Genomic DNA, 26,573 nt, shown 5'->3' on the forward strand with positions numbered 1-26,573 from the left:
ACTTCCCGGAGTATCGTTTTGAAGCGTGCGAATATTCGAGGCGCTGAAGGGACCGCTTAGCCGTTCCCAAGGCCCGGAACGGCCCTCCTAGATTAGCACAGGCGACGGCGAAAATCGCGAGTCCACGGCCGCGTGGTGTGCGCAAAAAAACACCGCGTCCCTCGCGGGTAGCGCGGTGTTTCTATTGGTGGGTTCCGCAGCAGCTCGCTTAATTGCCGCTGGGCAGCTTACCCTGCGACAGCAAGTCACCGAAGGTCGGCGAGCTGGGATCGTCGGGGTTCGACTTTTCCTTGGCAACGGTCTCGAGCGCGGCCTTGATCTTTTCGACGTTCTTGGCGTCTTCCTTCTTATCCAGCAGCTTGTCGAGCGCCTTGCCGTAGGCGTTGCGGACCTTCTTGTCTTCCTTGCCTTCGGCGTTCTTGCCGTGACAGATCAGGCAATTGGCTTTCTTGGCGGCCGCGACGAATTCCTCGTTCTTCGAATTCTTCACGTACAGCTCGTCGAACTCCTTCTTGAACGGTGCAATCGCGAGCGCCGTGTTGATTGTCGAGCCGACCACAATGGCTGCGGCCACTAGCGTCAGTGCAAACTTCGTCATGCGCACTACTCCCAATTTCTCGCTGAGGTTTTTCGCCCCGGACGGCGCCACGCGGCTCGCCCTGGCTAAGGTCTTGCTACGGCTTGAAGTACGTTCGAACGGCCAACATCGACCGGCGACAAACAAATAGCCGCGAAACGAGCTCGCTGCTTGGGCCTGTCGCAGTTCGTGCCCATCGCAAGTTGTGCCTGGGCACCCTGCTGGCGGCGGTCGGTCTCGGGCGGGCGTCCGCCACAAGCGGACGTGAGACCAGGCGGTAGGGTTCGTCCATCCTTGACCGCTACGCAACAGTAAAACCCCGGCAATCGACAGTGTCAAGTATACCGGAATCCGGCAGTGGCAATCTTGAATCCAGATCTCTCGGGAATGACACGCTTTTCCGCGTGGGACGGGGGCACGAAAGATACCAACTGGCGAGGTGCCTTCCAGGCAGCGGTGACGCGCGGTGGTGCCCATCACTCCGTGGAAACCCGCTTCGAACCACGTCCGATACAACTGGGCAGGGCCGCTCATTCGTTCGCGGTGAAAATCAAATGCTAGGCTTTTAGAAATACAGCGTCACCGTGCGCGGAGAAAGACCATGCGCTGCATCGCTGGCGTCGTCCTCTTTGTCGTCCTGTACTTCGGCAGTTGCTGGCTGCTTGGCGAGGCCGTGCGTATCACAACGATCAGGAACGATCCACGACATTCGGCCTGGGCCGGCCAAAGTGCAAAGGCCGCCGTGCTCAAGAAGTATCACGCGCTTGTGGCCGTTGGCGCAGGGCTGGTATCCATTGCCGGCTGTGCCCTTCCGACCATACTCGCCAACCGTCGTCATGACGAGTGGTATCAATAGGTGCCTGCAAGGGCACCGCGGGCGTTATCGCTCGCCGCTCGCCCGAGGCATCGGCCGCTCCAGCTCGCGTACGCCGAGCAAAGGAAGCGGCTCGGCCGGCAGGTCGGGCAGACGACGCGAGTCCATGCCCACGTCCCCCATATCGCTGGCCTCGTAGGGACCGCCAGGCCCGCGTAATCGATCGGCCAACACAAAATCCTCGCGGCGCAGCGCGCTCGCCGGCCGATCGTCCGCCGCGCCGCGCTTCCAGATGCGTTCCTGGAGTCGCAGCAGATTGTCCCCCTGGCCCATCTGCGCTTGCCACTGCGCTTCGGAAACCAGCCGCGGCGCGTTCGAGGCGTTCGTGTCAACCAATTGCCAAAAGACGGAAAAGCCCTGGCAAAAGTTGCGGTCACCGCTCCATTGGAATTGCTGCTCGAGCATCGCCGTGCGTTGCGGGCCGCGCTGCTCGACCAACGGTGAGCCGCGGGTCACCAGGAAGCTATTGGCGCAGCTCACTTCCGTTTTCAGCAGATAGGGGACGTCGCTCGCGGCGAGGAGTCGAATCAGGCCATCGTTCGCGACCGCGGTCAGATGATTCAGCCGGATTTCCACGCGCTCGCCGGGCGGCGGCGACGAGGAACTACCCTCGGCCAGCAGCAGAGAATCGGAAACGGCCAACAGCCCGTTGTCCCAATCCAGCGCCAGCGGCTGCGCATCAGCCGAGTGGATAAAGACCGCCTCGCCGCGTGCGATGCAGTTTTGCAGGTCGAGATTCAACGGATGAATCTGCGGCGATTCGGGCGTCTTCATCATGGTGTCAAGCCCCGGCGCCGCCTTCACGTCGAAGAACGACACGTTGTCGTGATAGCCGCTCCCTGCCGCGCCCGGGTTGCGAATCGTGAGCGAGCATCCCTCGAACCGCAATTGTTCGGCTTGCCGCGTTTCGAAGAGCGACCAGCCATCGGCGGTCGCCTCGCGCGCAATATCCAAAAGCAGGCCGACGTTCAAAAACGTCAGTCGACCGCCCGTCACATTGATCATGCTGCGTCCAAAGACGCCGGGCCCAAACTGCGCCGGCCGAAAGGCCAGCACGGGACGAAAACCTGCCCCGGCGCGAATCGTCAATCGCAGATTGGCAAGTTCCAGTGGCTCTTGTTCGCGAACCCCATTGAACTGCAACTCGATCACGTCGTTGTTCTTGGCGGCGCTGCAGGCCGCCTTCAGGCTGGCGAATTGCTTGCGCTCGCCCCCTTCGACCGAGAGGATCGCCACGCCGCCGGACGGCACAGCGGGCGCCGCGCTGCCGGGTTCGGGCACGCTCACGACGGTGGGCGCGGCGGGGGCCTCGGCGGCTCGCGCTTGCGACGAACGGACATCGGAGTTTCGCGTTTCCGTAGCGGCCACGTCCGCATTGTCCGCGGCGCTGCGAACCGCCGCTGACCGATTTGCGGCACGTTCATTGCCCGTCACGGGCGTATTAGCATTTTCCGCAACTCGCGGGATGCGGCTCGTCGGTCGGTCGACCGTGGACGAATCGTCACCTTTGCCAGCCACGGCGTCGGGCATTACGACCGCGGCATCATCGGCGTTCGCTTTCTCGGCAGCGATCTTCTCGTCGATGGGCTGTCCTGGGGCCTGGCTTTGAACGGACTCTTCCGCGGCGCGGGTTTCGCGAGATGTCGACGGATTCTCGAGCGAGCGCCCGCCCGCCACCGCGACGTCCGCGGCGCGCGCTTTAGGGCCGTCGACCGGAATCACATTCGCGGGCGGGGTGGCGCGCGTGACACCCACGCGCGGGTCTTCGGGATTCGTAAGTCCTGGCGGCGCCGAAGAGGAACCGAACCATTCCACGCCCAGCACGATCAGTACCAGGGCCGCGACGGGAGCAATCCAGGGAAGATGTCGCTCCCAGAACGCCAGCCCTTGCTGCGGCGCGATCCAGAATTGCCCCGTCGTCACGGGCCGCAAATCGAGCCGATCGGCCACGACCAACAGCTCGGCGATCAACTCGCCCGGCTCCTGAAAGCGCTGCCGTGGATCCTTGGCGAGCATGCGCCGCAAAAGCGCCGCGATTTCGTCAGGGATCTCGGGATTGATCTGCCGCGGGTCGGGAACTTCGTCGGCCTGGTGCTGCAACAACTTTTGTAACACGGTCCCTTCGGGGAACGGCGGCCGGGCCGTGAGCATGTAGTACAGCGTGCAGCCCAAGGAATAGATGTCGCTGCGAACATCGGCCATGCGCGGATCGCGGGCCTGCTCGGGCGAGATGTAATCGAACGTCCCCAGCGTCACGCCGCTGGCCGTGAGATCGTCGTTGGCGGTGCGGGCGTGCAGTCGGGCCAGCCCCATATCGACCAGCTTCGCCCGACCTTCCCCGGTGACGATGATGTTCGACGGTTTGATATCGCGGTGAACGACGTTCCGCTGGCAGGCGTGCGTCAACGCCTCGGCAATCTGCAGCGTGAAACTGACGGCGTCGCCGACGGACAGCGAACCCTGCCGCTCGACCAGGTCGCGGATGTTCTCTCCCCGGATGAACTCGAAGACGATGAAGTTCAGTCCCTGGTCTTCGCCGACGTAATAGACCCGCGCGATATTCTGATGGTCGAGTCGGGCCGCCGACTGGGCCTCGACATGGAAGCGGCGGCGCGTTTCGTCGTCGGCCCCCTGGGCCCGGGAAAGAACCTTCAGTGCCACCTCCCGATCGAGCATCGTATCCCGCGCGCGGAACACGGCTCCCATGCCCCCTCCGCCCACGTATTCCAAGAGCTCGAAGTGCCCCAGCCGGTCGCCGGCCACGAGCTTGCCAAATTCAAACAGTGGAGGTCGCGAGCCATCGGCCGTCGGCTGCAATGGGGGCCGATCAGAAATTACCGTGCGGTCGTCGGCATGCGGGGGGCTGGAGGCAGGCGCAGGCGGACGCTCACCGCCCGGCGACATGGCGTCGCCCGGCGAAGTGATTCGCACCTCGCTGGAACTCGATTGACTCATGCGGCCCTGCATCCGTCGGGGTAATCGTGCAGCATGTTTAAGGGCCAGGCTTTCAATCACGACTCAGATGCGCCGGAAAGGAGAAGCGCAACGAATCGTTGGTCGGAACGAACGTCCGAAGGACAAGAGCGGCTGGCCATGTCTCCGTACAACTGACCATGATAGTTGAAGGGCTTGCAAGCCGTCAAAAAAAGGTGTCCCTGGGCTGCCGTTACAGGTCGCGAGGGGACCAATCATTCGGATTTCAGACGGCCAGGGGTGAAAAACCGATAGCGTGCGAACTTCGTTGCCGACCTAAATCGCGGCACCTATACTGGCCGCACACCTGGCCGCCGTCGGCGGATTCGTCGCCTCGCCCTCTTTTTCTGACGGCGCCTCCCGTGCTCTGAAAGGACCTCCTATGTCTCGCCATTTTGATCGACGTCAATTTCTGGCCACCTCGAGCGTTGCGGCCGCGGGCGCCCTGTTGCCGGTCACCCGTTTTGCCAAGGGGGCTGCCGCCAAGGAGCCGCTTTACACCATCTCCCTGGCCGAATGGTCGCTGCACAAGACGCTGTTCGGGGGCAAGATGAACAACCTCGAGTTCCCGGCCGCGGCCAAGAACGATTACGGCATCGATGCCGTCGAGTACGTGAATCAGTTCTTCAAGGACAAGGCCAAGGACACCGCTTACCTTTCCGAACTCAAGCAGCGAGCCGCGGACCTGGGGGTGCAGAACGTCCTGATCATGATCGACGGCGAGGGATCGCTGGGTGATCCGGATGAAGACAAACGCAAAAAGGCCGTCGAGAACCATTACCCCTGGATCGAGGCCGCCAAGTTCCTCGGCTGCCATGCCATCCGGGTCAATGCCGCCAGCAAGGGGAGTTACGAAGAGACGCAGAAGCTGGCTGCCGACGGCCTGCGGCGGGTTTCCGAATTTGGCCGCGATCACGGCATCAATGTAATTGTCGAGAACCACGGCGGGCTCTCCTCGAACGGTCAGTGGCTGGTCGGAGTGATCAAGGCGGTCAACCTGCCGAATTGCGGAACCTTGCCCGACTTTGGCAATTTCCGCGTCTCGGCCACCGAGATGTACGACCGCTATAAGGGGGTCACCGAGCTCATGCCTTTCGCCAAGGCCGTTAGTGCCAAGAGCCACGACTTCGACGAGCAGGGGAACGAGACCAAGACCGACTACAAAAAGATGATGAAGATCGTCATCGACGCCGGTTACCACGGCCGGGTAGGGATCGAGTATGAGGGGGCCAAACTCTCCGAGCCCGACGGGATCAAGGCCACGAAGAAACTGCTGGAACGGGTCCGGGACGAGTTGGCCGGTTAAGCGGGGGGCGGTTGCGACGGGTCGCTAGGCCGTACCGCCATCGATCGACAAAGCCGCACCTGCGGTGCAGCCGTTCGACGGGCCAGAGCGCACCTGCGGTGCAGTCGTTCGACGGGCCAGGGCGCACCTGCGGTGCAGCCGTTAAGCATTCTGCGCGTTTTGCCAGGCCGTTTGGTTTGGGGGCGCGGGGCATGCGGCTTTCTTGATTCTTTTCAAGCGATTCGGAGGGGACACTCTGGAAATGGGAAAAGTGGCTTTGCACAACATTTAGGCAGAGCATCCGATGCCCGCTCGGAGGCACCCCTGCCCAAAAAACGGGCGATCGCTCTAAGTGCTAGCGATGAAGCGACATCCGTGCAGTGCTTGACCTGCTGTGATGATGAGGGCGAACCGGCGGCCAGAGGGGCCGTCGACGGAAAGGATTCGTTTGCCCCGACGTAGGAGATAGGACGCGATGATGACCAAAGAGCAGGAGGTTCTGCGTGTTGCCGATGAAATGTTTCAACAGAGCCCCGATTGGGTGACCTTCTTTCGCGAGATCCTTGGACTGGAGGGCGTGGTCCGCCGGGCCTTCCCCTCGCCCGAGTTGCTGAGCCGCTTCGAGCAGAGCGCGGAATATGGAGAAATTCAACAGCGGCTGGCCAAGCTCCGCGCCCGCGGCGACTTCTTTGCCAGCTCGCGCGAGCCGACGCGCGTGATCACGGTCCGCCTGCCGAAGAGCCTGCACGAGTCGCTCCGTGCCGAGGCTCACGAGCGGCACACCAGCATGAACAAGCTCTGCATCTCGAAGCTCTTGCAGATGGTCGACGGCGACCTGGTGCCGGTCGACGCCTGACGGGCCCGCGGGGAATCATCTCCTCGGGCTGCCAGTAACCGCTTGCATCGAACCGGTCAAACCGGGGTGAACGAAAAGAACGGGTTCGGAGTGGACTTGTAAGCCGGGTTCTGTCCCCGTCGTGTCCCGCGAGGGGCACGACGGGGGATGGCCATTTCTCTAGGGCGCCGATTGCTCGGCGTCTCGAGCGGCCTACCCGGAAGTCATGACGGCCCGGACGTTCCGTGCGCGCCGTGCAGCTTGCGCTGCGCGACGCGACTGCTTCCTGTTTGGCCTTGCACCCGGTGGGGTTTGCCGAGCCAGGCCGGTCACCCGGCCTGCTGGTGAGCTCTTACCTCGCCGTTTCACCCTTACCGCGTCGAGCAAGCTCGCCGCGGCGGTTTACTTTCTGTTGCACTTTCCCTGGCCTCGCGGCCGGTGGGTGTTACCCATCACCGTGTCCGTGGGTGCCCGGACTTTCCTCCCGTCGCTGGGGCGCGCCGGGCCCGAAGACCCTGCGCGCCAGCCACGACCGGCGGCCATCGGGTCCACTCCGAACCCATCTCTAATACGATAACCGCGGGAGGAAGAGTAGTCAGTAGTCGGTAGCCAGTAGTCAGCGGAGGCCTGCGCCAGTTCCGTATCAACTGACTACTGGCTACCGCCTACCGACTACTGCCCCCTGCCATGTGTCGCGCCGCTGGAATTCGGCGTCGAGCGCCTGCCGCAGCGACGGCTTGTCGAGGCACCAGGAGGGGGCCACCAGGTAGTCGGGCGGCACCTCGCCGCTGACCCGCTCCACGACGCACTCTGGCGGAAGCAGTTCCAGGAAGTCGACGACGGTGGCGATGTACTCGTCGCGATCCATAAGTCGCACGTGGCCGGCCGATACCCAGTCGGCCAGCGGCGTCCCCTTCACGGCGTACAAGTTGTGGATCTTTACGGCGTCGAAACGCAGGCGCGCCACCTCGCGGGCCGTGGCCAGCATATCCTCGCGCGATTCCCCCGGCAGGCCGAGCATCACGTGAGCACACAGCTCGAATCCGCGCCCCAGGCAGCGAGCGACCGCCTCGACCGTGGCGGCATGGCCATGTCCGCGGTTCATCCACGCCAGCGAGCGGTCGTGCTTCGTCTGCAGACCAAGCTCCAGGGATAAATAGCTCCGCGCCGCCAGCTTCGAGAGCAGGTCCAGGACCTCGTCCGGAAGACAATCGGGCCGTGTGCCGATCGCCAGACCAACAACTTGCGGATGGTCGAGCGCCTCTTCGTAAACCTGCGCCAGGCGATCGACCGGCGCGTAGGTGTTCGTGGCCGGCTGAAAATACGCCAGAAAATGATCGACTTCGTAACGCCACTTCAGCCGGCGAATGCCTTCGTCGAGCTGAGCCCGGATGGCCCCACGTGGCACGCGGCGGCTGGGGCTGAAACTACGGTTATCGCAAAAGACACAACCGCCGGTCGCGACCGTCCCATCCACATTGGGGCATGTGAAGCCGCCGTTAAGGCTGACTTTTTGGACACGATGCCCGAAACGGTTGCGCAAGTAATGATTAAGCGTAAAATAACGAAGCCCGGCGGCGCGCCAGTCGGGTAAGAGAGAGGGGCACATAACGGCGGATTATTGACGCATTTCGCGGGGCTGCATAGACTCAAGGCGTAATGCTTTAAGTGTTTTTATACCAAGTCCTTCGCGTCGAGCATCCTGCGAAATGTATGGCGAATTGATTCCGCTTGGCGGTGGCGACACGATTCCGTTGCGGAAGAAAACGTTGCTTGTCGGGCGTCGTGAAAGCTGCGACATCGTCTTGCGATTCCCCAATGTCTCGGCTCACCATTGTCAGTTGCAGATCGACTCCGGCTACTGGTACGTGCGCGACCAGAAGAGCCGCAACGGTCTGAAGGTCAACGGCACGCGCACCACGGAAAAGCGGCTCGACCCAGGCGACGTGCTCAGCATCGCCACTCACCGTTACACGGTTCAGTACTCGCCGGCCGACCTGGGGGCCGTTGGTCCTCCGCCTAGTCCCGGCGCTCCGAACAGCGAGATTTTCTCGAAATCGCTGCTTGAGCGGGCTGGACTGTCAAAGGAAAAAGGGCCGGCCAAGGACCGTTACGACGTAACGAATAACGAAGCCGGCCAGATCAAGGACTTCAATAAGCCCATTTGAGTTCTTCCGCCTGATGAAACTCCTTCTGCCGCTACGCTGTTTCTCGCGTTGCCTGCAGTTCTCTCCCTCGGCATCTTTGCGTGTCTCCGGCCGGCGCATGGTCCGGTCGCGTCTGCTTCCCGCTGGCGGCCGTACCTTGTGCCGCTCCTTTCGTGCTCTCTTGGGGTAATGCCGCGCGCCGCATGGCCAAAAAGAAAAAAATTCGCACCGAGTTCCGCAAAAACCGGGTAACCCGGGCCAGGTCCTCAGACTGGACGAAGCGGTTCCATACCGACGACGTGCGAGAGGATCAGGCGGTGCGCGGAGAGCGCATCAGCGGTCGCGGTGAACTCACCCGCAAGCGCACCATACTGGTCGACGATCTGGCGACCGAGCAAGCCGAGGGCGAAACGGTGTTGGGCGTTGACGCCACCACTTGTCTCGCCGGACGTGTTCTCTCAGTGCAAGGCCTGGTCAGCACCGTCCAAGCCGGCGACGGCCAGCTCTATCAGTGCGCGACGCGACGCCTGTTGAAAACGCTTAGCACCGATCAGCGCCATGTCGTCGCCGCGGGCGATCGCGTGCTGTTTCGTCCTTCGCCCGGTAACGAGGGAATCATCGAGCGCGTCGACCCTCGGTATGGCGTCCTGAGCCGCGCCACGCGCGGCCGCCAGCATGTGCTGGTGGCCAACGTCGATCAACTGCTGATCGTGGGTAGCGCCGCCGAACCGTATTTGAAGCCGAACCTGATTGATCGCTTCCTGGTCAGCGCCGCCAAGAACAAGATCCGTCCTCTGATCGTTATCAATAAGGTGGACCTGGTCGATCGCGCCACGCTCATGCCGATCGTCGGTGTCTACAGCCAGATGGGATATCGCACATTGTTCGTCAGCGCGCGAACCGGCTTCGGGGTCGATCGTTTGCGCCGCGCTTTGGCCGGGTGCGCCACGGCCGTGGCTGGGCAAAGCGGCGTCGGCAAGTCGTCACTCTTGAACGCCGTCGAGCCCGGCTTTGGCTTGCGCGTGGCCGAGGTCAGCGAAGAAACGCAAAAGGGCCGTCACACTACGACCACCGCGCGACTACTGCCGCTAGCTGCTGGCGGTTACGTCATCGATACGCCAGGCATCCGGCAATTCCAACTGTGGGACGTCATTCGCGAAGAGGTCGCCGGGTACTATCGCGATATCCGCCCGTTCGTCAGCAAGTGCCGCTTTCCTGACTGCACACACACGCATGAGGCGGATTGCGCGGTAAAGGATGCCGTCGCCGACGGATGGCTCGACGCGCGCCGCTACGAGAGCTATTGCCATCTGTTCGCGGGCGATATGGATTCCTGAGATGCGACAACAGACTGCACAGCGCGACCACACGGAAAACCTGCGCGTGGCGTTATCTCCCGCGAACCGCCATGCATATCCGCTTGTCCTCCCGCATAGGTCCTGTCGCGCGCGTCGCGAGGTCGCCGGCGCACGTATACTTCGGTGGGGCGCAGCTGCCCGGGCTGCCGGCATTATCGGATCGCTTCGGATTGCACATTTCCCAACTTCTTCGAAGGGCTCCCGCACATCGTGAAAGAAATGTATCGTTCGGAGACCGTCGTCAGCGAAGCGGCGGTACTGGTCGGCGTCGTGTTGCCTTCGCATCAGTTTCCCGGCGCGCCGTTGGAAGAACTCGAAGGTCTGGCGAAAACGGCCGGGGCGCGCGTCGTGGGTCAACTGACCCAGCGCCGCGAAACGCCCGACAAGACGACCTACCTGGGCAAAGGCAAGGTCGAGGAGCTGCACCAACTGGTCGAAAGCGCCGATGCCGACGTCGTCGTCTTCGACAACGATCTCTCGCCCGCTCAGACGCGCAACCTGGAAAAGGCCACGGGCACAAAGGTGCTCGACCGCACCGAGCTGATCCTCGACATCTTTGCCAGCCGCGCGCAAACGCACGAGGCGCGCCTGGCCGTCGAGCTCGCGCAGCTGCAATACTCACTGCCGCGATTGAAGCGGATGTGGACCCACTTGTCGCGCTTGAAAATGGGCATCGGCATGCGCGGTCCGGGTGAAAAACAATTAGAAGTCGACCGCCGCCTGGTCGAGAAGAAAATCCACGACCTGCGCACCGAGCTCTCGACGATCCAGCGCCGCAAGGAGCGCCAGGTCGCCGCCCGACACGATCGTATGACGGTCTCGCTGGTAGGTTACACCAACGCCGGCAAGAGCACGCTGTTGAACATCCTTACCGGCGCGGACGTGTTGGCCGAGCATAAATTGTTCGCCACGCTCGACACGCGCACGCGCCGCTGGCAACTTCCCGGCTGGGGACCGGTGCTGTTGAGCGACACGGTCGGATTCATTCGCGACTTGCCGCACCATTTGATCGCCAGCTTCAAGGCAACACTGGAAGAGGCGCGCCAGGCCGACCTGCTACTACACGTGGCCGACGCCAGCAGTCCCGCCGTGTACCAACAGATCGCGTCGGTGTACGGCGTGCTCCAAGAGCTGGGGATCGAAGAAAAGGACACGCTCTTGGTCCTGAACAAAGTCGACGCGCTCTCGAATCGCGCACAGCTCGACGGGCTACTCGCGCGTTATCCGAACGCGATTCCCATCAGTGCCCGCCGCAAGGACGGCCTGGCACAATTGGCCGGGCGAACGAGCGAAGCCCTGAGCCGTGGCTTTCTCGACGTTGATGTCGAGACCGATGCCGCGAACGGCCGACTGCTGGCCTTTCTCGCCGCCCATGCCGAGGTCCTGTCGCAACAGTACAACGACAGTCGGGTGACGGTACACTGCCGCATCCCGCAGCAGCACCTGGGACCGATCCGCGATTGGGCCACGAGCATTCGCCCCCATGCGACAGAAGGTAACGGTCATATCGAGAAACAAGCTATTGTTCGTGGCACCGTCGAGGACGTCGCCTGAACGAGCTCCCCGGAACGGGAATCGCATTCCTTGTCACGTCGCGCCATCGAAGGTTGTCGAACGATAGTCACAGGTGCCACGAGCGGCATCGGCCGGGCCTTGGTGCTGGAACTTTTGCGCAAGCGCGCGCATGTCATCGCCACGGGCCGGCGCAAGGAGCGGCTGACGGCGCTCGTGGGCGAAGCCGCCGCATTGCCCGGCATGCTGGAAATCGTGGCCGGCGATATTACCGAGGCCGCCACGCGCCAGGCTTTGATGGCAACAGCCGCTGAGCAACTGGGGGGACTCGACGCGCTCGTCAATAACGCCGGCGTCGGCGTCATTCGCGATTTCGCGCAATCCGAGCCCACGCAACTGCGCCAGGTGATGGAAGTGAACTTCTTCGCGGCCGTCGAACTCTCGCGCGCTGCCCTGCCACTATTAATCGCGGGCCGGAAGCCGTTGATCGTGAACGTGGCCTCGATCCTGGGGCATCGTGGCATCCCCCATTACAGTGAATACTGCGCCAGCAAGTTCGCGCTTGTTGGCTTCAGCGAAGCGCTGCGGGCCGAGGTCGCCCATCAAGGTATCGATGTGCTTCTCGTCAGCCCCGGCACCACGCGGTCCGAGTTTTTCGATTCTCTGGCGGCCGAGCAAGTGGGCGTAGGCAGCCGCGGCGAAGGGGGAGTGCCGCCCGAGGACGTGGCCCGAGCCACGGTTCGTGCCATGAAACACGGCAAGCACCTGATCGTGCCGAATCGCCAGGGCCGCATCTTGCTGTGGCTGAATCGGCTTTCCCCGCGGCTGGCCGACGCGCTGGTGTCGCGTTTCGGATAACTTGGGCGAGGTTCGGGTAATCAAGCGCGTTTTGCATTGCCCCGCGGCTTGTTAAACTTGACGGCGAGGTTTGACCCGCCATTGCACGCCGCCGGCCACCCCCTTGGGGCGGCAGCCGGACGATTCTCTCCTTCGGAGCCTTAACGATGTCGTCACGCTCTCGCACGTCCCTCTCGCGCCGCAAATTTCTCGAAGACTCGATGCTCGCCGCGGCCGCGGCCGTTGCCGCGGGAGGCGTCGCCCATGTTCATGCCGAGGAAGCGGCGCCGGCCAGCAAGAGCCCTAACGAAAAACTGGGCGTGGCGTGCGTCGGCGTGCGCGGCCAGGGAAACAGTCACCTCGGCGCGTACTCGAGGCGTCCTGATACCGAAGTTTTGTACGTGTGCGACGTCGACGAGAGCGTCGGCCAGCAGCGCGTCAAGGAAGTGGCCGCTCGGCAGGGACGCGCCCCGAAGTACGTCCAGGACCTGCGGCAAATGCTCGAGGACAAATCGGTCGACATCGTAACCACGGCCACGCCCAATCACTGGCACGCGCTGGTGGCGATTTGGGCCATCCAGAACGGCAAGGACGTGTACGTCGAAAAGCCGGTGAGCCACAACGTCAGCGAAGGTCGACGCATCGTCGATGCCGCGCGCAAGTACAACCGAATCTGCCAGACCGGCACGCAGTGCCGCTCGATGAAGGGCTCGATCGATGCCATCAAGTACGTTCACGAAGGCAAGATCGGCAAGCTCTCGATCGCCCGCGGTCTGTGCTACAAGTCGCGCCCTTCGATCGGGCCGAAAGGCGATTACCCGATTCCCGCCAGCGTGAACTACGACCTCTGGTCAGGCCCCGCGCCGGTCAAGCCGCTCACGCGCGAGAAGCTGCACTACGACTGGCACTGGATGTGGGATTACGGCAACGGCGACCTGGGGAACCAGGGCATTCATCAAATGGACCTGGCCCGCTGGGGCCTGGGCGCCAAGACGCTCAGCACCGAAGTCGTCAGCTACGGCGGGCGCTTGGGCTACGAAGATGCCGGCGAGACGGCCAACACGCAGACCATCATTCACGACTACGGCGATCAGCAACTCGTCTTCGAAGTACGCGGCCTGCCGACTGAGCCGCTGCGCGGCGCAAAGGTGGGCGTGATCTTCGAAGGCGCCGACGGTTTCGTGGTGCTCACCGAGTACACGGCCGGCGCCGCCTTTGATCTCAAGGGAAACAAGGTCGCCGAATTCCAGGGAGGTGGCGATCACCACGGCAATTTCCTGAAGGCCGTGCGCAGTCGTAACCCGGCCGACCTTAACGCCGATATTCTCGAAGGGCATCTGTCGAGCGCCCTGTGCCACATGGGCAACATCTCGTACCGCTTGGGCACGCAAGAGCCGCTTCGGCAAGTCGAAATGCGGCTGGCCGGCAACGACGACGCGATCGACACCTTCGAGCGCTTCAGCGACCACTTAAAGAGTAACGGCGTCGATATCGACAAGGCGCAAATCGGCTACGGCCGCGAATTGCACTTCGACATCGACGACGAGCGCTTCGTCAACGATTCGCAAGCCGACGCGATGCTGACGCGTGAATACCGCGCCCCGTTCATCGTGCCGCCCGCCGGGCGCGTTTAGCCGTTATTGCCGCAGGTGCCGCGTGAAGGACACTGGTGGCAAGCCACCAGTCGCACCCGCGCGTTCAGCCGTTGCGCCGCAGGCGCCCGTGGCGTCCTACCCCGCTTCGCGCCGCTCGACCGGCGCACCGGCCGGCTTGCGCCCCCAGTGTGGGCCCGGAATGATCTGCCGCACCGGCGCCACTGTCGGACCGACGGGCCCCTCGGGCGTGCCGTCCCAGGCATGTCGGGCCATCTTGGCCATGATGCGCTCGGCAACGTCGACCGCGTCGCGGCCGGCTTCGCCCGGCACTTGGGGCATGCGCCCCGACCGAATGCTGTCGGCAAAATCGACGAGCTCAGCGGTGATCGCGTCGCGCGGCTCGATCGTCATTTGCTCGATCGGCAAGTGATCCGCCAGCAGCCGGTCCTTAAGCGCCGACCGCTCGGCCATCGACAGTCGTTCGATATCCAGCTCGCGACGCACGATCGATTCGCTAGGTCGCACAAGCGCCACCGTCCGCGTCGTGAAATCAAGGCTCGCCAGCGCCCGGCTCGACCAGATATCCATCGTGCGGGCCGGCAGACGGCTGGCACGCGACGCGCTCAATTCGGCCACGCAGCCATTCTCGAACGACAACCGCGCGTTGGCCACGTCCTCGTGCTGACCGAAAAGGGCCAGGCCGATTGCTTCGACCTGCCGTAGCGGCGAACGCACCAGCGACAACACCAGATCGATATCATGAATCATCAAGTCCATGACCACGCCGATATCGGTCGAGCGAAACGAAAAGCCCGAGCGGCGCACGGCCGTGACGTACTTCGGCGTGGCCAGATGCGGCAGTGCCGCGGCGAAGGCCGGATTGAATCGTTCGACGTGTCCTACTTGCAGGACAGTTCCTTGCCGGCGCGCGGCGTCGACCAGCTCGCACGCTTCGACGTACGTGCTGGCCAGCGGCTTTTCGACGAGCAGGTGAACGCCCCGCTCGATCAGTTCGCCGGCCACCATGTGATGAAAACGGGTGGGCGTGGCAATGATCGCCGCGTCGATATTTCCCGAAAGCTCGCGCGGGTCGCGATAGCCGGGCACGCCATAGGCGGCGGTCGCCTGCGCCAGGTTCTCGGCGATTGGATCGACCAGGCCGACCAGCGAGAATTGCGGCAGGCCGGCCAGAATCCGGGCGTGGATTTTTCCCAGATGGCCGACACCAACGACGGCCACGTTGAGCGGTTTCAAGCGGCTCTCCTCCGCTCGCGAGCGCGGCCGTGCTTACCTTGCTGCTGCTGCTCGACGAAACTGAGCAGGTTTTGTACCTCGGGCGTGACCAGGTTGTTGCCGCGCAAGATTTCGCGGGCATGCTCCAGGCCTACCTTCGCGCGGAACAACAGCCGATGCGCTTCGGCCAGGCTGTCGATCGACTCGGAGGAGAAATCCTTGCGCTTGAGCGCGACGACGTTGATGCACCGTGGCCGCGTGGGGTGTCCGTCGACCAGCATGTACGGCGGAACGTCGTGCAGCACCCGGCTCATGCCCGCCACGAAGCTGTAGGAGCCGATCGTGGCGTAATGGTGCACGCCGACTCCGCCCGAGATCGAGGCGTAATCGTGAACGTGTACATGGCCGCCCAAGAGCGTGCCGTTGGCCATGATGATGTGATCGCCGACGCGGCAATCGTGGGCCACGTGCGAGCAAGCCATGAAGAAGTTGTTGTTGCCGACCGAGGTGACGCCGTCTTCCTTCTCGGTGGCGCGGTTGATCGTGACGCCTTCGCGAATGACGTTCGCATCGCCGATCGAGACCTGCGTGTCACTCCCCCGGTAGCTGATATCCTGCGGCTCGCCGCCGATAACCACGCCCGGATAGATGTGGTTGTTCTGGCCGATGGTGACGTGACCCATGATGGTCACGTTGTTCTCCAGCCGCGTCCCGCGTCCGATGCGGACGTGGGGGCCGATGACGCAGAAAGGCCCGATTTCGACGTCGACGTCGATTTCGGCGCGGGCGTCGATCGCGACGTGTTCCGAGACGTAGGTTGCCATGAACGATCAGCTCCGCGCATCCGGCGTCGGCCGAGCGAAGGTCTGATCGCCGGCCGCGTCGAGACAATTCGAAAAAAGATTCCCTATTTTCGTCGATCCACGCTGAGCCCTTGGCATCGACCGTCACAGCCTAGGCCGAACGGCGATGAGCCACGAGCATGTCACCCTCTTGCAAAAGCACACGCACCAATTCCGCGTTGAGTCGATGCCCGCTGCGATGCGCGACGAAGTGCCCAATCAGATCGCACCCGGCCAGCGCCAGGTCGCCCACCAGGTCGAGCGCTTTGTGCCGGACGCATTCGTCGCGGTAGCGCAATTCGTTGTCGATCGGCCCGTCGCCGTCGAAGATCAGCAAATCCTTGACCGAAGCCCGCCGGCCTAACCCTTGCGCCACCAGCCAATCGGCTTCGCTCTTGAGCATGAACGTTCGGCTGGGGGCCAGCTCGCGCTGGAACGAGTCGGGCGTAATCGGCATGGTCAGCGTCTGGCGGCCGATCGCGTTGCCCGATCCGTAGTCGATGCGAAACTTGATCGACATACCGGGGCCGGCCGAGGGGCGCGCCTCGATCCAACTGTCGATGTCACCCAGCCGCGTTACCTCGCGCACGACAAGCGCGTTGCGCAGCGAGTTTTGCGTGACCATGCCGGCGGCCACGAGCGCCTCGACAAACGGCTGGCTCGATCCGTCGCAGCCGGGCATTTCCACGGTATCGACCCACACTTCGCAATTGTCGATCCGCAAGCCGGCCAGCGCCGCCATGATGTGCTCGACCATCTCGACACTCGCGCTACCGGCACGCAAGGTCGTGCGGCGCGGCGTCTCGACCCGCTGAGCGACCGTGGCCGGAATCCGCTGCGGCTTGGCCAGATCGCCACGCACGAAGATCACGCCGGTATCGGGCGGGGCCGGACGAAACTCGACCCGCACGTCCTTGCCGCTCCAATAACCGAAACCTTCGACAACCGCCGGTTTTTCGATCGTACGCTGCTGTCTGGGAATGTACATCAGGCTGGCCAAAGCAATCGGGGACCCGGATGAAAAATCCAACGAGAGTTGTTCGCCCGGCCGCCCTCGCGGCGCGGGCTGACGAGCTGTTAGCGACGTGGCGGTTGTTGCACACCCGGGCGCTGAGCGGCAGGATTCGTCCCCGCGGCGCCGCGCGGCTGCTGGGCCTTCATCCGGTCGAGAATGATCGGCGTGATGTCGACGACCGGGTTGTAATACAGCACCATCTTCTGCATCTCGCGCATGATCTCTTCTGGATTGTCCTTGTTGGCTTCATCACCATTGAACTTCAGGACGAGCGTGATGCGGTTGGCTTCGGCGTAGTAACGGACTTCGGCCAGGATCGACTGGTAGACTTCGTAGTAAATCTTGGCTTCCGCCTCTTGGAACTTCTTCTTCGTGATGTTGACGTCCACGCTCAGGCCGGCCTGCCGCTTGGTGATTTCTTCTTCCAGCTTCTTGAAGTCGGGGCTGCCCCGATTCAGGTCGTCGAGTTGCACCATCAACTTTTGAATCTCATCGCGCTTGATTTTCAGGGCGTTCTCCGCCCCTTCCGCTTCGCGGCGCAATTCTTCCAAGCGGTGGTTGAAGCCGCCATGATTCTTGAGCACGTAGGGCAGGTCGATCAGGGCCACGCCACCCGGAACGGCGCCGCCGTGCTGCGCAGCCGCATGGTGAGCGGCGCCGCCCGCGGGCGCACCGCCTGCCGGCGGCGTCGCGTTCCGCGGAGGTTGCTGCGGCGGTTGACCCGCCGGTTGTTGCTGGGAATGGGCCGTGCTGGTGAGGGCCAGCGCCGTGAACAGAGCCGCGAACGTACCTCGGCAAAGTGATTTGGCCACTTTTCAGCACTCCTTGCTGTTCGGCGAATATTCCTCGGCCGAGCGTCATCCTGACGAATTGTCTCAGCCGCGGAGCCCATGACAGGGTTAGATGGGGGTCATTGGCGAGGCGGTATTGTGCCGACAAGCGCCGGATGGGTAAAGGCCAGAAAATTGGCCCGTCCGCGGTGCTTTAAAGGCTTCGGGCGAAGGTAGTTCGGCCTTGGCGAATTGCGGTCGCGGCCACGAGCCGTAAGAAATGCGCAAGCCATTTTGGGCCGGTTCAAACAACCTGCGCGCTCAAGGCGCAAGCCCCGCACGTGCGCTCGGCGGCGGCCTTCAACCCGCCCCCAGGCCACGGTCGAAAGCGTCCTGATCGCGCTGATAAAGTGCCAGCTGCGATTCGAACGTTTCGCCGGAAATCTTCCATGCCGGGCTTTCGTCCGTATGAGCGCTCGAATGCGCCACGAAGGTGCGATACAAGAATTTGAACAGGTGACGTGGAACGCGCAGACTGCGCAGAGCGGTAATCAGCCGGCGATCGTCCACCGATTCGTCGAACAGGTCGCGCAAGGTCGGTTTGCGGCCATTGTTGGCGCAGGCCTGCAATCTTGCATTCGCCACGTCGTAAAGCGCCTCGCCCGACCATTCCAGCGACGGCACCATGTTTTGCTTGTCGAGCCGGGCCCGCTGATAAAAATCGCGGTCTTCGCGATCGATGAAATACGACAGTTCGATCGGCAACAGCAGCTTGAAACCCAGGCCGGGATGCTTGAGGAATTTGTTGTCCAACAGCGGCCACAACAGTCCGCGCATGCGATCGGCCGAGCCGTTGATGAAATGCGGTTCGTCCACCCGGTCGACCAGGACCACAACGCCGGAATACCCCAAGCCGGCCAGCACGCCCTGCAGTTTCACCAATAGCTCGAAGCGATCGTCCGTGCGTTCACGATCCGGCAGCGGCTGACCTGCCAATTGATCGTTGCTGAAATTCATCAGCACGTGCCGTAACGGATTCACTTCGCGTTTGATGACGCGCAATTGCCGCGCGACGCGTCGCGCCCGCCAGAACCAGCGCAAGCAGCGGCCGACCCACGGAAGCCACAGCGCCGCGATCAGCACGTAGGGCCAGGGAGTTTCCAGCAGATTCCAGCGCTCGAACCCCACGATCGCGCCGATCACGGCCAGCGTGCCCAACACCCCCAGCGCCGCCGGCCAGCGGGCGCGCCAGGTGCGAAAACGCAGCTTGCGGCGCAGACGATGCCAGCGGCGACGCGGCGCCTCGGCCGTCGAGCGGTCGTAGCACGCCGCCAGCAGTAGCAGATCGCGCGCCTGGTGCCGGTCGAGCTTACGCACGTCGATCGGTCCGACGTCGACCGACGATGGCTTCGGTTTGCCATTCCCGTTCAGAATGCGGTCCACCAACTGCGTCACGCCGAGCGACAGGATCGCGTCCATGTGATCCCACAGTTTCCATTGCGCCAGCACCTGGTCGCCACGACGCATGCGCTGGCCGACGTGCTCGACGAAGCGGTCGAGAAAGGGATTGAAATCGTCGTACTCGATCACGAACAGCCGCGCATCAGGATGCTGGCGGTTGTACTCGGTCAGATGACGCACGATCTGCAGCCGCAGCGCGGTCTTGCCCGATCCCTTTTCGCCGAACACGATCGAAGTCGCCGGCTCGGCCGGGTCGCCGTACACCTTGTCCCAGCTTGGGTGATACGTGCTGAGGATGCAATGATCCTTGAAAACCGGATCGGTCTGCGCATCCTCCTCCGAGAACGGATTGCCGCTGATGCCGTGGTGTTCGAGAAACTGTTGAATCTTCATCGCTGCGCTGAGAGACCGCTGAAAGGGAATGACTCTACGCCGTCCGCGGGCAAGCTGTCGCGGGACGCGACCATCGCTGACCGAATTATTTCTGCCGCAGGCTATCGAGCAGCTTGTTGAAGGCGTCGACGTTCGCGGCCACCGTCTTTTCAGGGCCGTAGAACTTGATGAAGTGATTGCCGTTATGCTTGGTCTCGATGATCGCGCCCAGCATGCGGTAATGCGGCCGCTCGACGCCCGGCGCCATCGGGCCTGGGCGATCCATGTAGGTGCCCGAAATATCCACGATCGTCACCGCCTGACCGGCAATTTCCTTCTTCTCGACTTTAGCTCGCTCCTTGGTGCCGGCGCCGTCAGGTTGGGTGAATTGCTGATACCAGCGGTCGATATTCGCGGCCACGCCGCCGCCCGCTCCCATGACCGTCACCCGGCCGTCGGCGTCATCCCCGGCCGCCTTGGGCACGGCGAACTCATGCTCGACGATCCGCGTGCGCGGCTCGCGGCTGATCCAGTTCTCGGGCGAAGTCAACTGAAAGGCACCGCCGACGACAAACGTCTTGGCCCCCGCGGCATCATCCGCGCGGCCGACATGGGGCATTAGCGCCGCCGCGGTGGCTACAACCAGCAAACAGACAAGGAATCGAAGATATCTCATCGCGATTGCTTCCAATTTGGGGTAAATACGTGGTTTCGCCGCCCTGCCCACGCCGCCAAATTGTAGCTTACGCGCCTGCCAGGGCCAATCGGCGGGCTAAGCCGCATGCACATTCCGCGCCGCAGGCCCGCGCACGTCGCGGACAATCGTCTGCCATGGCCCCCTTGCCCGAGCATCAAGTCGTGAAGTTTACATCGACGCGCCGCTATTGGTGCAGCAGCACCCACACCAAGAGCGGCAGCAGAATAACGACCAGCACGACCAAAAGCGCGATGATCATGCTGCGCTGATCGCGCATGTGGCGCGCTGGCTTGTGCCTCGCCGCGGCGCGCTTCGTCACGGGCTGCACGTCATCGTCACCGAGCACGACGGCCTCGCCGCCGGGTGCTGCTGAATAGGGCGCAGCCCGCGGTTCGTCGGCGATGAAACTTTCACTGACCGGCACTGACGCGATGGGTGCTGACCCAATGGGTGCTGACGCGACAGGCATCGAGTTCGCCGGCGTGGCGTTCATCGGCCCAGATTTGATCGGTCCTGTATTGACAGGGGCCGCGTTGCTAGACACCGTCGCGCCGGGACGCGCGGTTGCCATCGGCACGGCTGACTGCGCCAGCCGTGGAAAAACCGCGGCGGCGCCGCGCCATTGCGGCCATCCCTCGCGCCATACGAGCGCGTCGGCGGCCACGCGACCTTCCTCGAGCCAGGCGCGCATCGTCTCGCCCTGCGCCGGGCCGTACTTGGTCATCGAACCCGGCGGCAGCACATACCACTGCAATTGCGGCGCCTCGCCGATCGGGTCGCCGCCGGCTGCCGCGGGAACGCGCGGTCCCAGAGCGTCAGCCGAGCTTGTTTGCAGGGGCGCACCAAGCGGGATCGAAGCCGCCTGATGGTTCGCCACGTCTTGCGGCCGCATTTCGCGCGTCGGCTGTTCTTCGAGCGCGGTTTTCAGCTCGACGGCTATCCCGCTCGGCTCGTCACCTGACGCCGCATCGGTCGAGCTGAACGGGATGTCGATCTTGCCCTGGCAGTGCGGGCAAATGCCGCGCTTGCCCGCCAGGTAATCCTTGACGTGCAGCGTGTGGCCGCAATGAACGCACTCGAATCGAATTCCCATACTCGTCGCCCGGCGCGGCAGGCCCCTGCCCTAACTATTAATCCTGCCATCATCCACGAGCCGCGCGCGAATGCAACCGTCAACGACTTCGCCAGCAACGCAATCGACGAAGTGACGGACCGTGGTGCCGGCGATCGGCACTTCGACGGGCGCGTACCGGCAGGCCGTGCCCAGCCGATACCCGGTCCGGCTGGCAACGCGAGGTTCGACGAGCACCTGCAAGGTCCGCCCACGCAGGCTGGCGAAGTAACGGTCGCGCAACCGGTCAGCCAGCGCGGATAATTCCTCGGCGCGTTTGGATTTCACGGCCGCCGGCACCTGGTCGGACATCTCGGCCGCCGGCGTGCCACGCCGGGCGCTAAACGGAAAGACGTGGATCTTCGAGCAGCCGATCTCTTCGACCACGCGGCACGTCGCCGCGAAATCTTCATCCGTTTCACCCGGAAAGCCCACGATGATATCGGTCGTAATCGCCGGCTGGTCGAGCGCCTCGCGCACCAGGTGCGCGCGATCGATCAAGCGCTGCGCGCCCCAGCGGCGCCGCATCCGGCGTAACACCCGGTCCGATCCGCTTTGCAGCGAAATGTGCAAATGAGGGCAGATGCGTGACGGATGATCGGCCATCACCTGGATCAACTCGCGCGTGACTTCCGTGGCCTCGATGCTCGACAGCCGCACGCGAAACTCGCCCGGCATGCGGGCGATGCGCTGGAGCAAATGCGAGAGCCGCAGCCACTCGGCCTTCGGCTTGCCGCGATTGAGCTCGATTCCGTAATGCCCCAGGTGAATGCCCGTGAGCACGATTTCGCGGTACCCATTGCCGGTCAGGCGCTGGATCTCGGCGACGATCTGATCAGCCGGCCGGCTGGCCAGCACGGGGCGCACTTGGGGAATGATGCAGAAGGTGCAGGCGAGCCGGCAGCCGTCCTGCACCTTCACGTAAGCGCGCTGGCGGCCGTCGAGCCCCGCGATGCCCGTCGGCACGTCGACGACGCCGAAGCGTCCCAATAAATCGGGCAGCTCGCGCTTGTCGGTCAGCACTTCGGCCACGGCGGGAAGCGTGGCAACCTCCTGCGGGGCGCGCGTGGCGTAGCAACCCATCACGACAATGCGCGTGCCCGGGTTGCGGCGCGCCATCTGGCGGATGACCTGCCGGCTCTTGGCGTCCCCTTCGGCCGTGACCGTGCAGGTGTTGACGATGCACAAGTCGGCCGCTTCGTCGGGCCCGGCCTCGCGATAACCGATACCGTGCAAACCTTCGCGCAGGTACTGCGTCTCGTATTGATTGACTTTGCAGCCGAGCGTGGCAGTTCGCAGGGTGGGCATTACACAGATCGGAGGCAATAAGTGTTGGAGAAAAACCAACGGCCGGCAGCGGGATCTCCTTTTCGCTCAACCGGGCGCCAGAAGCGGCGCGGGGCGGCCGCGATCATTCTTCTTCGACCGGCTCGATCGAGGCCGACATCGAGCCCTGGCAGCCCGCGATCAAATCATCCTTGCCATAGGCGTGGATCTGATCGCGCTTCAGCTCGGCATGCTCGCGCGTGGTCGTCAGCACGACGGCGCGGCCGGCGGTGTCGACCGTACACGCCAACTGATATCCCTTTTCCAGTTGATGGCCGAACAGCTCCTGCAGCATGACCATCACATAGGGATACGAATGGTCATCGTCGTTCCACAGAATCACGTTGTAGCGCGGTTGCCGTTTGGGCTTCTTTGCCTGCCGCGTTTTGCGCTCTTCGACGGTGTCGGCAACCGGCACGTCTATCGCAGCCTGACTCGACACAACGCTTCTCCCACTCGCTGGATTCAAAGCTCTCGTTAACCCCGGGCCGCGCGACCTCGGGCAACATTGGTAATTCTGACACGGCCGTACGCCGGTGCAACCAATTCTACCAGCCACCTCGGGCCGGGGGCCTGCCGTGGCGAAATCGCCTTGGATCATTATATTGGACGCCAGCACCCGCCAAAAAGGTGCTGTCTGCGTCGAAAACACTGCCTCGCACCGTTGGATGACCCGCCATGCCCGCCCTCGACGAATATCTCGAGCAGCACGCCGATCGCTTCGAGGACGAACTGTGTCAGTTGCTGCGCATCCCCAGCGTCAGTGCGATGAGCACGCACAAGGACGACATCCGCCGCGCCGCGGGCTGGGTCCTGGCGCAATTTCAATCGCTGGGCTTCAAGGCCGAATTGATCGAGACCGCCGGCCACCCGATCGTCTACGCCCAGTCGCCCAACGTGCCCGCCGCACCGACCGTGCTGGTCTATGGTCATTACGACGTGCAGCCGCCCGATCCGCTGGGCGAATGGATTTCGCCTCCGTTTGAGCCGACGGTACGCGACGGCAACCTGTACGCTCGCGGTGCCACCGACGACAAGGGGCAGATGTTCACGCACATCAAAAGTGCCGAAGCCTGGATCAAGACCGCTGGCCGGCTGCCGCTGAACCTCAAGTACATCATCGAAGGCGAGGAAGAAGTCGGCAGCGCCAATCTCGACGCGTTTGTCGATCGCAATCATGATCGGCTGGCGTGCGACATCATCGTCATCAGCGACACAAGTCAGTTCGCGCCCGGCCAGCCAGCCATTACCTACGGGCTGAAGGGCATCGCATACTTCGAGCTGCGGCTGACCGGCCCCAGCCAGGATTTGCACTCCGGCGTCTTTGGCGGCGCTGTCACGAACCCCGCGAATGCTTTGGTGCGGATGCTAACGGCTCTGGTGAACGAGCGCGGGCAGGTTCAACTGCCCGGCTTTTACGACAACGTGTTGCCGGTCACCGACACCGAACGCGCAGCGATGCGCAAGCTGGGTTTCGACGAGCAAGATTTCATGCGCCAACTGGGTGTCGACGCCCTCTCAGGCGAAGAAGGATATACCACGCTCGAACGACGCTGGGCCCGACCGACCTGCGACATCAACGGCCTGACCAGCGGCTATCAAGGCGAAGGCGCCAAGACCGTGCTGCCCGCCCGGGCGAGCGCGAAATTCAGCTTTCGCCTGGTGCCCAACCAGGATCCGCATAGCATCGCCGACAGTTTGAATGCGTTTCTCGCGGCGCGCGTTCCGCCGGGCATCAAGATGGAACTGATCTCGTTTCACGGCGCGCCGGGCGTCGTCGTGCCTCTCGACAGCCCCTACATGGAAGCCGCCGCGAATGCCATCGCCACGGGATTCGGGCGGCGCCCCGTCTTCATCCGCGAGGGTGGCTCGATCCCGGTCGTGTCGACCTTCCACGATAAGTTGGGAGTCGATACCCTACTCCTGGGCTGGGGACAAAACGACGACAACACCCACAGCCCGAACGAGAAGTTTTGCCTGGCCGATTTCCATCGTGGCATCAAGGCCAGCGCACATTTGTGGCAGGAAATCAGCAATATCAAGAAGTGACGAGCGTCGTGGGAAACATGCTCGCATCTCGCGCCCAAAAGCGTCGGTCGCGCGGTGCTCGCTGGTCACTCATCATCCTTATTTAGTATTGGCTTTTCATGCTTGATCGCAAATTTATCGTCGACAACGTCGACCTGGTAAAAAAGAACTGTGCGCTGCGCGGCGCGAAAGCGGACATTGACCAGTTTCTGACCCTTGAAGCCCAGCGACGCGAAAAGCAGACCGAGGTCGAGCAGCTCAATCGGCAGGCGAACGAGGTTTCGAAATCGATCGGCCAGGCCAAGGACCCGGCCGAGCGCGAAGCGCGCAAGAATCAGGGGCGCGACCTGCGCGAGCAGACGGCCGCCGCTCAGGCTGCCTTGGAGAATCTCACCGCCGAGGCCGATGCCATCCTGCGCGCGATTCCCAACCTGTCGCATCCCGACGCACCGACGGGCGCCGACGATCAGTCGAACCTCGAGCTGCGCAAGGGAAAGGCGCCGCTCCCGAAATTCGATTTCAAGCCGCTCGATCACGTCACGCTCGGCGAGCAGTTGAAGCTTTTTGATTTCGAGGGCGGAGCGAAAGTCGCAGGCCACGGCTTTTACTTTCTGCTCAACGATGCCGTCCTGCTGGAGCTGGCTCTGCAGCGCTACGCCCTCGACCTGCTCATCAGCGAAGGCTTCACGCCGACGATCACGCCCGATCTTGCCCGCAATGAGGTGCTGCAAGGGACAGGCTACATCCCGCGTGGGCCGGAGACGCAAATCTATAGCGTGGCCGATAGCGATCTCAGCCTGGTGGCCACGGCCGAAATCACGCTCGGTGGTTTACTTTCGGACCAGACGATCGAAGCCGAGCGGCTGCCGCTCAAGTATTGCGGCATCAGCCACTGCTACCGCACCGAAGCCGGCGCGCACGGCCGGCAGACCCGCGGCTTGTATCGTGTACATCAATTCACGAAGGTCGAGATGTTCGCCTTTACGCTGCCCGATCAGAGCGACGCGATGCTCGATTACTTCTGCGAGCTGGAAGGACGCTTGTTCGACGGACTCGGCATTCCTTATCGCGTGGTCGACACCGCCACCGGAGATCTGGGCGGCCCGGCCTACCGCAAATTCGACCTCGAAGCCTGGATGCCCGGCCGCGGCGAAGGGGGCGAATACGGCGAAGTGACCAGCACCTCGAACTGCACCGACTACCAGGCCCGCCGCCTGGGCATTCGCTACCGTGTGAAGGGAGAAAAGGGAACGCACTTCCTGCACACGCTCAACGGCACAGCGGTCGCCATCAGCCGCGCCTTGATCGCCATCGTGGAGAATTATCAGCAGGCCGACGGCTCGGTCATCGTGCCACCGGCGCTGCGAGCCTTCATGGGCAAGGAGCGAATCACCGCCCCGGCGTGAAACGACTCTGTAGGGTGCACTATGTGCACCATCGCATTGGTATTAGAAACATGGTGCCACAGGGCACCCTACGAAAAATCCCCCTCCCTGTCAGGGAGGGGCTAGGGGAGGGTCGACGTCTTCACTCACGCCGCGGCCAACCTTCACGGCATTCGTTTTCTGCGGTGCGACGTTTGTTCCCTCACCCTGCCCTCTCCCGCAATACTGTTCGGCACGCTTTTTGCGCCATGGGTGGGTGTGTTATTTGTTGAAGCCATCTCAACCGAGGGAGGGCTTGCAATGACACGGAGGTCGACGCCGGCGGTGGTTGCGGGGAAGT

The 26,573-nt window shown here is 63.1% G+C and carries 22 protein-coding genes and 1 other RNA gene; 10 read left to right on the forward strand and 13 right to left on the reverse strand.

Features of this window, described 5'->3' with window-relative positions:
* Positions 1-208: 208 nt before the first annotated feature.
* Positions 209-598 carry a hypothetical protein gene (locus VHD36_00270; protein HVU85726.1) on the reverse strand — a complete coding sequence of 130 codons (390 nt, stop codon included), beginning with the start codon at positions 596-598 and terminating at the stop codon, positions 209-211.
* A gap of 580 nt (positions 599-1,178) precedes the next feature.
* Between VHD36_00270 and VHD36_00275 the strand changes: the two genes are divergently transcribed.
* Positions 1,179-1,433, forward strand: coding sequence for a hypothetical protein (locus tag VHD36_00275; GenBank protein HVU85727.1), 255 nt, complete (start codon positions 1,179-1,181; stop codon positions 1,431-1,433).
* A gap of 24 nt (positions 1,434-1,457) precedes the next feature.
* On the opposite strand, the gene VHD36_00280 is transcribed toward VHD36_00275, so the two are convergent.
* Complete coding sequence (locus VHD36_00280) at positions 1,458-4,406, reverse strand: protein kinase (GenBank protein ID HVU85728.1); 2,949 nt, start codon at positions 4,404-4,406, stop codon at positions 1,458-1,460.
* Between the two features lie 400 nt (positions 4,407-4,806).
* Here VHD36_00280 and VHD36_00285 point away from each other — a divergent pair, with 400 nt between their 5' ends.
* Together VHD36_00285 and VHD36_00290 are read left to right on the forward strand one after the other, a co-directional pair.
* Entirely contained in the window at positions 4,807-5,730 is a 924-nt protein-coding gene (locus VHD36_00285; GenBank protein ID HVU85729.1) for a sugar phosphate isomerase/epimerase family protein, read from the forward strand.
* Positions 5,731-6,184: 454 nt separating this feature from the next.
* Complete coding sequence (locus tag VHD36_00290) at positions 6,185-6,565, forward strand: toxin-antitoxin system HicB family antitoxin (protein HVU85730.1); 381 nt, start codon at positions 6,185-6,187, stop codon at positions 6,563-6,565.
* Between the two features lie 83 nt (positions 6,566-6,648).
* Here VHD36_00290 and rnpB read toward each other — a convergent pair.
* An RNA gene (gene rnpB / locus VHD36_00295) (RNase P RNA component class A) lies at positions 6,649-7,099 on the reverse strand.
* 103 nt (positions 7,100-7,202) lie between these two features.
* Positions 7,203-8,153: a TIGR01212 family radical SAM protein gene (locus tag VHD36_00300; GenBank protein ID HVU85731.1), complete on the reverse strand. Its 951-nt coding sequence runs from the start codon at positions 8,151-8,153 to the stop codon at positions 7,203-7,205.
* Positions 8,154-8,253: 100 nt separating this feature from the next.
* On the opposite strand from VHD36_00300, the gene VHD36_00305 reads away from it, so the two are divergent.
* From VHD36_00305 to VHD36_00325, 5 genes are all read left to right on the forward strand, one after another.
* Complete coding sequence (locus tag VHD36_00305; GenBank protein ID HVU85732.1) at positions 8,254-8,712, forward strand: FHA domain-containing protein; 459 nt, start codon at positions 8,254-8,256, stop codon at positions 8,710-8,712.
* A gap of 182 nt (positions 8,713-8,894) precedes the next feature.
* Positions 8,895-10,028 carry a ribosome small subunit-dependent GTPase A gene (gene rsgA / locus VHD36_00310; protein HVU85733.1) on the forward strand — a complete coding sequence of 378 codons (1,134 nt, stop codon included), beginning with the start codon at positions 8,895-8,897 and terminating at the stop codon, positions 10,026-10,028.
* 231 nt (positions 10,029-10,259) lie between these two features.
* A complete protein-coding gene (hflX, locus tag VHD36_00315; GenBank protein ID HVU85734.1) occupies positions 10,260-11,603 on the forward strand; it encodes a GTPase HflX in 1,344 nt (447 codons plus the stop codon).
* Positions 11,604-11,633: 30 nt separating this feature from the next.
* A complete protein-coding gene (locus VHD36_00320; GenBank protein HVU85735.1) occupies positions 11,634-12,419 on the forward strand; it encodes an SDR family NAD(P)-dependent oxidoreductase in 786 nt (261 codons plus the stop codon).
* Positions 12,420-12,565: 146 nt separating this feature from the next.
* Positions 12,566-14,032 (forward strand): Gfo/Idh/MocA family oxidoreductase, encoded by a 1,467-nt coding sequence (locus tag VHD36_00325; protein HVU85736.1) that lies wholly within the window; start codon positions 12,566-12,568, stop codon positions 14,030-14,032.
* 96 nt (positions 14,033-14,128) lie between these two features.
* Here the strand turns inward: VHD36_00325 and VHD36_00330 are convergent, their stop codons facing one another.
* The 9 genes from VHD36_00330 to VHD36_00370 form a co-directional block, all read right to left on the reverse strand.
* Positions 14,129-15,247 (reverse strand): Gfo/Idh/MocA family oxidoreductase, encoded by a 1,119-nt coding sequence (locus VHD36_00330; GenBank protein HVU85737.1) that lies wholly within the window; start codon positions 15,245-15,247, stop codon positions 14,129-14,131.
* Positions 15,244-16,050: an acyl-ACP--UDP-N-acetylglucosamine O-acyltransferase gene (gene lpxA, locus VHD36_00335; GenBank protein ID HVU85738.1), complete on the reverse strand. Its 807-nt coding sequence runs from the start codon at positions 16,048-16,050 to the stop codon at positions 15,244-15,246. Before lpxA ends, VHD36_00330 begins: the two co-directional genes overlap by 4 nt.
* A 130-nt stretch (positions 16,051-16,180) precedes the next feature.
* Positions 16,181-17,056: a UDP-3-O-acyl-N-acetylglucosamine deacetylase gene (gene lpxC, locus VHD36_00340; protein HVU85739.1), complete on the reverse strand. Its 876-nt coding sequence runs from the start codon at positions 17,054-17,056 to the stop codon at positions 16,181-16,183.
* 89 nt (positions 17,057-17,145) lie between these two features.
* On the reverse strand, positions 17,146-17,895 hold the full coding sequence (locus tag VHD36_00345; GenBank protein HVU85740.1) for an OmpH family outer membrane protein: 750 nt from the start codon (positions 17,893-17,895) through the stop codon (positions 17,146-17,148).
* Positions 17,896-18,213: 318 nt separating this feature from the next.
* Complete coding sequence (locus VHD36_00350) at positions 18,214-19,707, reverse strand: hypothetical protein (GenBank protein HVU85741.1); 1,494 nt, start codon at positions 19,705-19,707, stop codon at positions 18,214-18,216.
* Between the two features lie 85 nt (positions 19,708-19,792).
* The gene (locus VHD36_00355) at positions 19,793-20,362 is read right to left on the reverse strand and encodes a hypothetical protein (protein ID HVU85742.1); all 570 of its coding nucleotides are present in this window, start codon (positions 20,360-20,362) and stop codon (positions 19,793-19,795) included.
* Positions 20,363-20,567: 205 nt separating this feature from the next.
* The gene (locus VHD36_00360) at positions 20,568-21,476 is read right to left on the reverse strand and encodes a GYF domain-containing protein (GenBank protein HVU85743.1); all 909 of its coding nucleotides are present in this window, start codon (positions 21,474-21,476) and stop codon (positions 20,568-20,570) included.
* Between the two features lie 30 nt (positions 21,477-21,506).
* Positions 21,507-22,802: a tRNA (N(6)-L-threonylcarbamoyladenosine(37)-C(2))-methylthiotransferase MtaB gene (gene mtaB, locus VHD36_00365; protein ID HVU85744.1), complete on the reverse strand. Its 1,296-nt coding sequence runs from the start codon at positions 22,800-22,802 to the stop codon at positions 21,507-21,509.
* A gap of 103 nt (positions 22,803-22,905) precedes the next feature.
* Positions 22,906-23,262, reverse strand: coding sequence for an ATP-dependent Clp protease adaptor ClpS (locus VHD36_00370; GenBank protein ID HVU85745.1), 357 nt, complete (start codon positions 23,260-23,262; stop codon positions 22,906-22,908).
* 236 nt (positions 23,263-23,498) lie between these two features.
* Here VHD36_00370 and VHD36_00375 point away from each other — a divergent pair, with 236 nt between their 5' ends.
* Both VHD36_00375 and serS read left to right on the forward strand, forming a co-directional pair.
* The gene (locus tag VHD36_00375) at positions 23,499-24,869 is read left to right on the forward strand and encodes a dipeptidase (GenBank protein HVU85746.1); all 1,371 of its coding nucleotides are present in this window, start codon (positions 23,499-23,501) and stop codon (positions 24,867-24,869) included.
* A gap of 98 nt (positions 24,870-24,967) precedes the next feature.
* On the forward strand, positions 24,968-26,254 hold the full coding sequence (gene serS, locus VHD36_00380) for a serine--tRNA ligase (protein ID HVU85747.1): 1,287 nt from the start codon (positions 24,968-24,970) through the stop codon (positions 26,252-26,254).
* Positions 26,255-26,573: the final 319 nt, after the last annotated feature.

The sequence above is a fragment of the Pirellulales bacterium genome (assembly GCA_035546535.1).
Taxonomy (GTDB): Bacteria; Planctomycetota; Planctomycetia; order Pirellulales; family JACPPG01; genus JACPPG01.

Coding starts and splice junctions, on each gene's coding strand:
- VHD36_00270 (HVU85726.1), bottom strand. CDS start 598: ATGACGAAGTTTGCACTGACGCTAGTGGCCGCAGCCATTGTGGTCGGC.
- VHD36_00275 (HVU85727.1), top strand. CDS start 1,179: ATGCGCTGCATCGCTGGCGTCGTCCTCTTTGTCGTCCTGTACTTCGGC.
- VHD36_00280 (HVU85728.1), bottom strand. CDS start 4,406: ATGAGTCAATCGAGTTCCAGCGAGGTGCGAATCACTTCGCCGGGCGAC.
- VHD36_00285 (HVU85729.1), top strand. CDS start 4,807: ATGTCTCGCCATTTTGATCGACGTCAATTTCTGGCCACCTCGAGCGTT.
- VHD36_00290 (HVU85730.1), top strand. CDS start 6,185: ATGATGACCAAAGAGCAGGAGGTTCTGCGTGTTGCCGATGAAATGTTT.
- VHD36_00300 (HVU85731.1), bottom strand. CDS start 8,153: ATGTGCCCCTCTCTCTTACCCGACTGGCGCGCCGCCGGGCTTCGTTAT.
- VHD36_00305 (HVU85732.1), top strand. CDS start 8,254: ATGTATGGCGAATTGATTCCGCTTGGCGGTGGCGACACGATTCCGTTG.
- rsgA (HVU85733.1), top strand. CDS start 8,895: ATGGCCAAAAAGAAAAAAATTCGCACCGAGTTCCGCAAAAACCGGGTA.
- VHD36_00325 (HVU85736.1), top strand. CDS start 12,566: ATGTCGTCACGCTCTCGCACGTCCCTCTCGCGCCGCAAATTTCTCGAA.
- lpxA (HVU85738.1), bottom strand. CDS start 16,050: ATGGCAACCTACGTCTCGGAACACGTCGCGATCGACGCCCGCGCCGAA.
- lpxC (HVU85739.1), bottom strand. CDS start 17,056: ATGTACATTCCCAGACAGCAGCGTACGATCGAAAAACCGGCGGTTGTC.
- VHD36_00350 (HVU85741.1), bottom strand. CDS start 19,707: ATGAAGATTCAACAGTTTCTCGAACACCACGGCATCAGCGGCAATCCG.
- VHD36_00355 (HVU85742.1), bottom strand. CDS start 20,362: ATGAGATATCTTCGATTCCTTGTCTGTTTGCTGGTTGTAGCCACCGCG.
- VHD36_00360 (HVU85743.1), bottom strand. CDS start 21,476: ATGGGAATTCGATTCGAGTGCGTTCATTGCGGCCACACGCTGCACGTC.
- mtaB (HVU85744.1), bottom strand. CDS start 22,802: ATGCCCACCCTGCGAACTGCCACGCTCGGCTGCAAAGTCAATCAATAC.
- VHD36_00375 (HVU85746.1), top strand. CDS start 23,499: ATGCCCGCCCTCGACGAATATCTCGAGCAGCACGCCGATCGCTTCGAG.
- serS (HVU85747.1), top strand. CDS start 24,968: ATGCTTGATCGCAAATTTATCGTCGACAACGTCGACCTGGTAAAAAAG.